Origin of the sequence: Alcaligenes phenolicus, assembly GCF_032063905.1 — a bacterium.
Taxonomy (GTDB): Bacteria; Pseudomonadota; Gammaproteobacteria; order Burkholderiales; family Burkholderiaceae_B; genus Alcaligenes; species Alcaligenes phenolicus.
The window spans coordinates 731,144-741,073 of the sequence record NZ_DAMBOE010000001.1 but is presented as its reverse complement, the minus strand read 5'-3'; the positions used below and the strand labels follow the sequence as shown (position 1 = coordinate 741,073).

General features: G+C 55.6%; 7 protein-coding genes and 1 tRNA gene. 2 read left to right on the top strand and 6 right to left on the bottom strand.

All coding sequences use genetic code 11. The features are described 5' to 3' along the window. Positions 1 to 105 precede the first annotated feature (105 nt). The 3 genes from U2949_RS03385 to U2949_RS03375 are packed head-to-tail and all read right to left on the bottom strand — an operon-like array spanning position 106 to position 3,052. Positions 106 to 1,086 (bottom strand): precorrin-2 dehydrogenase/sirohydrochlorin ferrochelatase family protein, encoded by a 981-nt coding sequence (locus U2949_RS03385; RefSeq protein ID WP_321286152.1) that lies wholly within the window; start codon positions 1,084 to 1,086, stop codon positions 106 to 108. Between the two features lie 48 nt (positions 1,087 to 1,134). Further along, positions 1,135 to 1,479: a c-type cytochrome gene (locus U2949_RS03380; RefSeq protein ID WP_026483439.1), complete on the bottom strand. Its 345-nt coding sequence runs from the start codon at positions 1,477 to 1,479 to the stop codon at positions 1,135 to 1,137. Between the two features lie 13 nt (positions 1,480 to 1,492). Further along, complete coding sequence (locus U2949_RS03375) at positions 1,493 to 3,052, bottom strand: cytochrome D1 domain-containing protein (RefSeq protein WP_321286149.1); 1,560 nt, start codon at positions 3,050 to 3,052, stop codon at positions 1,493 to 1,495. A 319-nt stretch (positions 3,053 to 3,371) separates the two neighbouring features. Between U2949_RS03375 and pdxR the strand changes: the two genes are divergently transcribed. Beyond that, complete coding sequence (pdxR, locus tag U2949_RS03370; protein WP_321286147.1) at positions 3,372 to 4,844, top strand: MocR-like pyridoxine biosynthesis transcription factor PdxR; 1,473 nt, start codon at positions 3,372 to 3,374, stop codon at positions 4,842 to 4,844. A 13-nt stretch (positions 4,845 to 4,857) separates the two neighbouring features. Here the strand turns inward: pdxR and U2949_RS03365 are convergent, their stop codons facing one another. From U2949_RS03365 to rnr, 3 genes are all read right to left on the bottom strand, one after another. After that, entirely contained in the window at positions 4,858 to 6,093 is a 1,236-nt protein-coding gene (locus U2949_RS03365; protein ID WP_321286145.1) for a cystathionine gamma-synthase family protein, read from the bottom strand. 158 nt (positions 6,094 to 6,251) lie between these two features. Next, positions 6,252 to 6,998, bottom strand: coding sequence for a 23S rRNA (guanosine(2251)-2'-O)-methyltransferase RlmB (gene rlmB / locus U2949_RS03360; RefSeq protein WP_026483443.1), 747 nt, complete (start codon positions 6,996 to 6,998; stop codon positions 6,252 to 6,254). 69 nt (positions 6,999 to 7,067) lie between these two features. Then, the gene (gene rnr / locus U2949_RS03355) at positions 7,068 to 9,545 is read right to left on the bottom strand and encodes a ribonuclease R (RefSeq protein ID WP_321286143.1); all 2,478 of its coding nucleotides are present in this window, start codon (positions 9,543 to 9,545) and stop codon (positions 7,068 to 7,070) included. Positions 9,546 to 9,653: 108 nt separating this feature from the next. On the opposite strand from rnr, the gene U2949_RS03350 reads away from it, so the two are divergent. Continuing rightward, positions 9,654 to 9,738: transfer RNA gene (locus U2949_RS03350), tRNA-Leu, on the top strand. Positions 9,739 to 9,930 lie beyond the last annotated feature (192 nt).

Here is a 9,930-nt window from a genome sequence, read left to right as displayed (position 1 = left end):
ACAACAACAACAACAACAACAACAACAACAACAACAACAACAACAACAACAACACTTCACTTAGTTCTTCATCACAGAGCTCACCTAAACAAGCTGATAGCGCAGCTAGGCCAGCTCACAGATCAAGCCTTGCTGCTGCAACAGCTCAAGCAAAGGCTGCACATCCCACGACGATTTCCAAGCAATCACGATGCGCTCGCCTGGCACCCAGGACTGGCACAGGGGTGCCCAGAAATCACGATTCAACAAGGTGTCTTGCAAGACTACTCCCGCCTGATCCAAGGCCATCAAACGGGCATCACGACGCGCCTTCTCCAAAATCGCAGGCAAAATCAGTGGCAGGTACAAGACCCAATCTGCCTGGTTCAATTTGCGCAAGGCGCGCAACGTCAGCAAGTCCACTGCTTCCAAGTCAGCGATAGGCAAAATGGTGACCTGAATATGCTGCTGGGGAGTTTCTGTCTTCAAAGCAGCATCAAAAGCTGCCAGCGCTTCCGTAGCCTTGCCTTGTGCGAGGAGATCGGGGATAGGACTATCAAGCACATAATCAAAGAAATGACGACGGGTATGCACCTCGGGGAAAGCCTGTTTGATATCGGCTCGGCGGCGAGCCAGCAAACCGGCCAAGTCCCCTACTGACTCAGGCAGCTCGCTTTCTATCCACTCCCGAACGCGCCGCGCCAGCACGGGAGCAGACCCCGCAGAGGAAACCGCAATCATCAAGGGCGAACGGTCGACCATGGCAGGCACTTGTACGGTGGACAGTTGCCCGTCATCAACCACATTACAGGGTAGACGCAAGGCGTCGGCTGCCTGCGCCACGATGCGATTTATCTCGCGCCGTCCAGTTGCTGCAACAACCAGCCAGGCCTCGTGAATATGCTCGGCAACAAAGGAGGTAAACAAGCTGCTTAAAGCACCCGCCTGGGCACTGGCCCTCAACCAGGAGGTTTGCTCCGGTGCGACTACGGTGACTCGCGCGCCAGCACGCAGCAAGAGCCGAACTTTACGCTCCGCAACCGTCCCGCCACCTACGACGACAACCGCCTTACCGGTCAGATTGAAGAACAAGGGAAACACATTCATTACACGACATCCTTAAGGCGCCAGCAGACACTGGCGCCCGATTCACACTTACTTCAGGCTGGAAAAGTAGGCAGCCAGTTCATTCACCATTTCCGGGCTGAGAGGCTCGGCCATCGGGCTCATGATGGGATCGTTACGCTCCCGCGATTTGAACTGCTGTAGCTGCTTGACCAGATACTCCACCTTCTGCCCCGCCAGGTTGGGATACATGCCTTCCGTGCTGACACCTTCCAGCCCATGGCAGGACGCGCACAAAGGCAGCATGGACGATGCCTGAGCCGATAGTTGCGACTGCCCATGCGAGCCTTGCAAACCCACTGGTTTGTCCGCTGCCAAAGCGACACTGGAACCCAGGAGGCCCACCAGAGCCATACCCATAAAAAGCTTTTTCATGACGTTCCTTTGCTCAGAATTTTTGGGTTTCAGGCTGACCAATGGTGAGCCAACGGGTACGGGCACGCGAGAAAATGCCCGATGGGCTTTCCATCTTGTGTTCAGCTACCAGCTCCAGACTGCGGCTGTCGTAAATCTTCAAGCGATCGCCCCAATAACCCGAACTGACGTAGAGGTAATCGCCCGTGCGGTTGTAGTTGGGGAAGAAGGCATGACCACCCACGTCCAAAGTCTTCACCACGGACAAGGTGTTTTTATCGATCAGCTGAATCCAGGAAGCGCGCTTGTCCTTGTCGATAATGTCCACCGCCACATACGGGGCATTAGGATGGGCGGCGGGGGATTCAGTGGCTCCAGCAACGGGAATCTGTTTCACCACAGAGAAGTCTTTGACATCCCAGGCAGTAACCACGGAGCCCAACTTGCAGCTACCCATATTGGTGCCGAAGGCCAGCATGCGGCCGTTCACTTCCGTGACAGCACCCGAGCCTGCGTGGGGCTGACAGCCAGCCGGAATGTCACGTACCACCTTGTCGTCCTTCAGGTCGATAGCCACGTACTTGTTGTCGTCGTAAGAGGCCACCATGGAATAACGACCATCCGGCGTCAGGAAGGTGTCGTGCAACATGCGGCCGACCTTGGCCAGTTTGGTGACCGGCATATCCGGCTTGTCCGGATCAATAATCCAGATCTGCCCGGCTTGGCGCAATGTCAATGCAAACTTGTTGTTGATACGACTACCAATAATCGGACCACCGGCGGATTTGATGAAATTGCCGTCCGGGTCCTCGCCCTCCAGAGCGATATATTTCACTGGCTCCAGGGTGTCGGCTTTCAGGATAACCATGCTGTTGGGTACGAAGGAACTCAATGCCAGCCACTTGCCATCTTTGGATAAGGCAATACCCGTACCAGTCAGCCCCACCTTGGCCTGACGAACAATCTGCAAGGTGTACAGGTCGATTTTGTAGACGTGGCCATCATCACTTTTCAGGTATCCCCAGCGCTCGTGGCTGGGGCTGAATTCCATGATGTGTGGCGCGCCAACCGTGGCAATTTCACCCACCTTCTGGTTGTTCTTGCCATTGATGAAAACGGCACGAGCCTGATTGGAACCATCGCCCCGCCCATAACGCCCGCGGGCCATGATGACCATCAGGTCATAGACAGAGTCAATCTCGTAATTGGGTTTGCCGGGCAAGGTGGATTCGTCTACCAGTACTTTCACGCTGGCACGTATCTGATCCATATCCCAAGTGCGTTCCACCACGGGCTCGTTCTTGATCATCTTGGCCAATGCGCGAATATCCTCGTCGGGCAAGCGTCCGACAAAAGGTGGCATCAAGGTATCCGGAATCCCGGTCATGATGGTGCCACGCAAGGCAATCTCACTTTGAACCAGGCGGTCACTGTGCAGGCCCGGAGCGATATACCCTCCCCGGTCGGCTGCATGACACACCGCACAGTTTTGCTGAAACAAGTTATCTACCCGCACTTGCTCTTCCGTCGGGGCCGCCAAAGCCGCGCTGACGGTGGTAGACAGGAAGGCCAGGGTCATCATTTTTCTATACATTCCATTACCTCCAACAATTGCCTTGCTAAACGGCAAGACCAAGCAAACTATAACGATTGTTATTTTTTACTGAGAAGGTATGGATACAGATTAGATAATGGGGATGGTTTTTTTATATCGTAATTACGAGAAATTAAATACTCTTACCTAGATAAAAACATCCATGACAAGGCGCCAGTTGGCAGATCAATAAGCGGGACAAATTTATCACGAACGAATAATCATTTTGACCTAACTCAAGTTAAAACTAGAGGCTGCTGCCTATAGTGGCCCGGCTTGGCTCGCCCTTGATGGTTTTGATTATTTTTCCGGTCCCGCCATGTTTTCTTTACCGATTACGCTTTCTCATACTCATAGCCCACCGTATAAACGCCAAATTGCACGTCAAATCGAAACCCTGATCTGTTCAGGGCGTTTGCAAGAAGGTAATCGCTTGCCTTCGATCAACCGAATGGCGTCTCTATTGCAGGTTTCTAAAAATACGATCATGGGTGCCTATGATTTGCTGATCGATTCCAATCTGATTCATAGCGAACCGAGCCGGGGATTTTTTGTAGCTACGCCTACCCGCAATGGTCGCAGTCGCCTGGCACCGGATTTTGTGCTGGAGACGGCCCACTGTTCACGCAGCCCACGTACCAGCACGGCCCAGGCCAGCGGCGTGCATGTACCTGCCGCCAGCGTGCCCGTTCGTTTTGATTTCAAGATTGGACGCCCCTCGGTCCATGCTTTTCCGCTGCGACAGTTCATTTATTTGTCCAACCAGCTACTGCGTTACGCAGGCTCTGCCATGGCGGACTATCCGCCGCCTGAAGGTCTATGGGGTTTGCGGCTGCAAATCGCGGATTATCTGGCGGCCAACAAGGGCATACTGGCTGACCCGGAGCACATCATCATCACTGCAGGAACACAGGAGTCCTTGAGTTTGATCGCAGCTCATTTCCTGGACGAAAAAAGCTCTGCGGTGCATGAGTCGCCCGGCTACAACGGCTTCAGACATTTGCTGGCGCGGCACCGCGCACAAAGTATTCCCGTGCCTGTGGACCAGCACGGCTTGCGCACGGATCAATTGCCTGACAAGGCTGTTCAGTTAGCTTTCGTCACGCCCTCCCATCAGTACCCTTTGGGGCACACCTTGACGGTAAGTCGCAGGCAGGAGCTGCTGGCTTGGGCCGGCAGCAGTGGCGCTTTGATTATTGAGGACGATTATGACGGGGACTTCTGTTATGGCCCGGCCCTACCCGCTCCACTGAAGGCCATGAGCCCCGGACAGGTGATTTACCTGGGTTCGTTTTCCAAAACCTTGGGCCCTGGTTTGCGCTTGGGCTATATGGTCTGTCCTCCCCACCTGAGCCAGGATTTTATTGCCCGCAAGGCCTTGCTCAACAACGGGTCACCTTGGCTAACACAAGCCGTGTTGGCACGTTTTTTTGATGAGTATGACTATCCACGGCACCTGCAATACTTGCGCCGCCGTTATCTGGAGCAACGCAATACGCTGTTGCAAGGACTGAAAAAAGTGTGGGGAAATACGGGCGTGGTCAGCGGACACAATGCTGGCATGCATCTGGCTTTTCGCCTGCCACAACAAAGCCCAAATGCCCACCACGTTGCCGCTGCGGCACTGCGCCATGGCATACGGCTCTACCCTTTGGCACAGGCCGCCAGCCAGGAAACAGACAGCACGAATCCACGCCATCTGCTGTTTGGCTATGCGAATCTGGAATGCAGGGAATTGCAACAAGCAATGCAGCATCTAGCCCTGATACAGCCCAGGCTGAACCATGGCTAGATGTACAAAGAGCTTAGGACTGGGCCAGCGCCTGATCAAAATCCGAGGTCAGATCGATAATCTCTTCGATACCCACGGAGATACGCAGCTGATTGTCGGCAATGCCCATCAGAGCGCGCTGCTCAGCGCCCATCTCGTAGTAGATGGTGTGGGCCACGGGCAGCACCAGACTGCGGTTGTCACCCAAGTGCGTAGCCAATACAAAGACTTTCAGGCGATTCAGAAAGTCGAAGATTTCAATGCCCTCTTCCAGCACTACGCTCATCAGGCCCCCGAAGCGATTGCCGAACAATTGAGCCGTGCGCTCGTGCTGCGGGTGATCTTCCAGGCCGGGATACTGCACGTGCTTGACCTTGGGATGCGCCTTCAAATGGCGCGCCAAGGCCAGCGCGTTGGAACAGATACGTTCCATACGCAAAGGCAAGGTTTCCGAACCGACGGCCAGGCGGTGAGCCACGTCAGACGACAAGGTGCCGCCCATATCGCGCAAGCCCTTTTTCCGAATCTGTACCAAACCCCAGTTCTGCGTATTGCCCGTGCGGTAGACCTCGGCAATATTGGGGTAGGTCGTCCAGTCAAACAGGCCGGTATCCGTCACCATGCCACCCAGGGCATTACCGTGACCACCAATGTGTTTGGACAGGGAGTTGACCACCAGAGAAGCCTGGAATTCACGGCCGGGCGACAGATACGGCGAAGACAAGGTGGCATCGACCACATACAGCAAACCCTCGTCCTGACACCACTGCCCCACCCCTTTCAGATCAGCTACCTGTGTACCGGGATTGGCAATGGTCTCAACAAAGACCATCCGGGTATTGGGCTGCCGTGCGGCTTGCACCTGGGCCAGATCAGTTGCATCCACCAGCGTGGTTTGTACACCCAGGTCGCGCAAAGTCCCCAGCAAGCTATTGGTATTACCGAACAGGTATTTGCTGGCAATCAGGTGATCGCCCTGGCGCAGCAAGGTAAACAAGGTTGCTGTCAGCGCCGCCATACCTGTGGCAAAACTGACGCTGCCTATGCCTTTTTCCATGCGTGTAATCTTGGCTTCCAACGCCGCCGTGGTGGGCGTGCCTTGACGGGAATAGGTAAAGCCGGACTTGCCCTGAAAGACCGCAGCCAGCTCACGCGCATCCTGAAAACCGAACTCGGTCGATGGGTGCAATGGCTGATGGATAGCGCCATGCTGCGTGCCCAAGCGACGGTCAGAGTGCAAGGTAGAGGTAATAAAGCCGTTTTCTTCCATGATCGTTTCCAAGCCCATAATGCGTGTACACACCGTCAGCGCCGATCGGGTTTTGCCCGGCTGACGGCCAATTACCTATTATCTGGTGAAGCGGCGGATGAAACCCGCCGTTTTTTATACAAATAAGTAATTAAGCAAGTAACAAGACTTAAAAGAAATTAAGACTGGCTGCGTTGGCGCAAGGTTTCGTACAAGCAAACCGCACTGGCGACGCTAACGTTCAGGCTTTCAACTGCGCCCATCATGGGGATGGAAACCAGCTCGTCGCAGGTTTCACGGGTCAGACGACGCATGCCCTCGCCCTCGGCACCCATTACCCAGGCCATGGGACGGCGGGCATCGACCTGGTGGAAGGTATGCGTGGCCTGGTCGCTGGTGCCGACCAGCCAGACATCGCGCTCGCGCAGCATGCGCATGGTACGGGCCAGGTTCGTCACCGTAATGTAAGGCGTAGACTCAGCACCGCCGCAAGCCACGCGTGATACGGTGGCATTCAGACCCACAGCGCGGTCACGAGGCGCAATTACGGCGTGGGCACCTGCCGCATTGGCGCTACGCAAGCAGGCTCCCAGATTGTGGGGGTCTGTCACTCCATCCAGAATCAACAGAAAAGGTACCTGACCGGCCTCTTCCAGATCGTCCAGCAATTCATTGACATCGACGGCCAGTTCTTGCTCCAGAGCCAATGCCACCACGCCCTGGTGGCGAGTGCCCTTGGCCAGGCCATCCAGACGCTCGACCGGCACGGCCATGACTTTCAAGCCAGCCTGTTCTACCTGTTCGATAAAGGCCTGCATCCGTTTATCGCGCCGGGTCTGATCCACATAGACCTCGCGCACCGAAGCGGCGCTAAAACGAACTCGGGCAATAACGGCATGGAAACCGGCCAAAACCTGCTGAGGCATAACAATCCTTGGGGGAAATAAGAGCAAATAAAGAAAGCCGGGCAAAAAGCCCGGCTTGGCATTGTACGCCTATCGGCGTCGCCCTCTAGGGCTGCGCGTGGATTTTGCGGACTTGGCCGCCTTCTCCGTACTGCGTTTTTCATCGCGCTCGGCCTGCTTTTGCGAAGCACGTCGTTGGGATGCTGTGGTGCCCTTCAAGGCCAGCGGCTTGGTAGACGCTGCTTTCTTGATAGGACGCTCGGATGGCTCAGCCCCTTCCGCCGCTGCCTTGACCGCCTTGTAGCCCACACCCTTGACCAGACGGAACTCGATACGGCGCGCTTCCAGATCAACGCGAGCGACCTGGACTTGCACCGCGTCGGTCAGGCGATAACGCAGACCGGTGCGCTCACCACGCAGCTCGTTCGAAGTTTCGTTGTACTGGAAGTAATCCGCACCCAGCTCGGAGACATGGACCAGACCTTCCACATACAAGGTATCCAGCGTCACAAACAGACCGAAGCTGGTCACGCCGCTGATCTTGCCGGAGTATTCCTCGCCCACGTGCTCTTTAACAAACCAGCACTTGAGCCAGGCTTCCACATCTTTGGAAGCCTCATCAGCACGACGCTCGCGCGCCGACAACAAGGCACCCAATTTTTCCCAACGTGCAAAGTCGCGCTTGCTGGCTGGCAAGGCGGCATCGCCCGGATCTTCGTCGATAGCCGGAATGTAGCGCTCGCCCTTCAAAATACCCTTGATGACACGGTGCACCAGCAAATCCGGGTAACGTCTAATCGGCGAGGTGAAGTGCGCGTATTGCGAATAGGCCAGACCGAAGTGCCCCGTTTTTTCCGGACTGTAGATAGCCTGCTGCATGGAACGCAAACACATGGTCTGAATGACGGCGAAGTCAGAACGGCCACGGGCTGCAGCCACGACTTTGGCGTAATCAGCAGAAGTAGGCTCGTCGCCTCCTTCCAGGGTCAGACCTAAACTGCGCAGATACTCACGCAAGGCTTCCAGCTTGGGCGGCGTTGGGCCTTCGTGTACACGGTACAAACCGTTGCGACGGCTGCGGGCAATAAAGTCTGCAGCACAGGTATTGGCTGCCAACATGCACTCTTCAATCAGCTTGTGCGCATCGTTACGGACCAAGGGTTCGATACGTTCAATACGACCCAAGGGGTTGCACACAATCTTGGTTTCAACCGTATCGAAGTCAATCGCACCACGTGCAGTACGGCGCTCGGCCAGCAGGCGGTACAAGGAGTACAGGTTCTGCACAGGCTCCAGCACGTGCTGAATCTGGGTGGCCGCCGGGCCAGTGGGCTGCTGCAAGGCGCTCCAGATATCGGTGTACGTGGTGCGCGCGTGTGAATGAATGACCGCTTCATAAAACTGATAGGCCGACACGGTGCCGGATTTGGCACCATCGGCCAACACGACCATATCGCACACCATGACCAGACGGTCTACCGACGGATTCAGAGAACAAATCCCGTTGGACAGGCTTTCTGGCAGCATGGGGATCACGCGGCGCGGGAAATACACACTGGTGCCACGCTCCAGAGCGTCTTCATCCAGGGCATCGCCAGAACGCACGTAATGGCTGACGTCGGCAATCGCAACCAGCAAACGCCATGCCCAGCGCGAGCGCTTGCCCGTGCCGATATCGACGCGTTCGCAGTACACCGCGTCATCAAAGTCTCGTGCGTCTTCACCGTCAATAGTGATGAAAGGCACATCGCGCAAATCAACGCGGCCTTTGTATTCCGATGGCTTGACCTTGGCGGGAATGCGCGCAGCCTGCTTGAGCGCCTTCTCGGAAAAATCGACCGGCACTTCAAACTTGCGCACGGCAATTTCAATTTCCATACCGGGATCGTCAATTTCCCCCAGCACTTCAATCACACGCCCCAAAGGTTGACGATGGCGCTCGGGCTGCTGAGTAATCTCTACCGTCACAACCTGACCAGGCTCGGCCTCGCCCTGATCTCCGTTTGGAATCAGGATGTCGTGCTTGATGCGTTGATCTTCGGGCACCACGATGAACGTGCCACGCTCGCGCAGGAAACGGCCCACCAGCTTGCTGGTGTGGCGCGCGGTAACTTCTACAATCGAGGCATCTGGCTTGCCGCGGTATTCACCGACGATACGCACCATAACGTGGTCGCCGTGCAACACTTTGGCCATCTCTCGTGGCGACAAGAACAGATCAGGCTGCCCATCGTCGCGCTGCAAGAAACCAAAGCCGTCGCGATGGCCCAACACTTTGCCGGCGATAAAACCAGTTTGGTTATTTTTGCGAATTTTGCCTTCGGGGGAAATCAGCAGCTGACCATCGCGCTCCATTGCGCGCACACGCCGCTCGAAACCCACCGTAATTTCTTTGCCCAGGCCCAGCTTTTTCGCCAAAGCCTGCATGGTCAGGCCATCTGCATCTTCGCGCAGCCCCGCCAGGATCACTTCCCGCGTCGGGGTATCCGGGTCGAAGTCAGGCGGCAACTCATAACGGCCCGTTGATTGAATACGGTCCTCAGTACTGTCTTGATGTTTTTTATTCAAAAGGACACTTCCATTATTAATAAAGTATGCCTATAATCCTTTTTCTTTGCTGCTCACGCAGCAAAGTCGTTAAAGGCTTTTGGCACAGCCATAAGCATACAACGATATGCCCAGGTGGCGGAATTGGTAGACGCGCATGGTTCAGGTCCATGTGCCTTCGGGTGTGGAGGTTCGAGTCCTCTTCTGGGCACCAAATTCCAAAAAAGCCGATCATCGCAAGATGGTCGGCTTTTTGCTTTCCAGCCCAGAAAGTCAGGTGCTTGAGCACCTGACGTGAGGGCGAGAAAGGTCGGGCATGCAAGCCCGACCGGGGTCGCGCCCGTGTGACCGAGTCCTCTTCTGGGCACCAAATTCCCAAAAGGCCGATCATTTTTCAATGATCGGC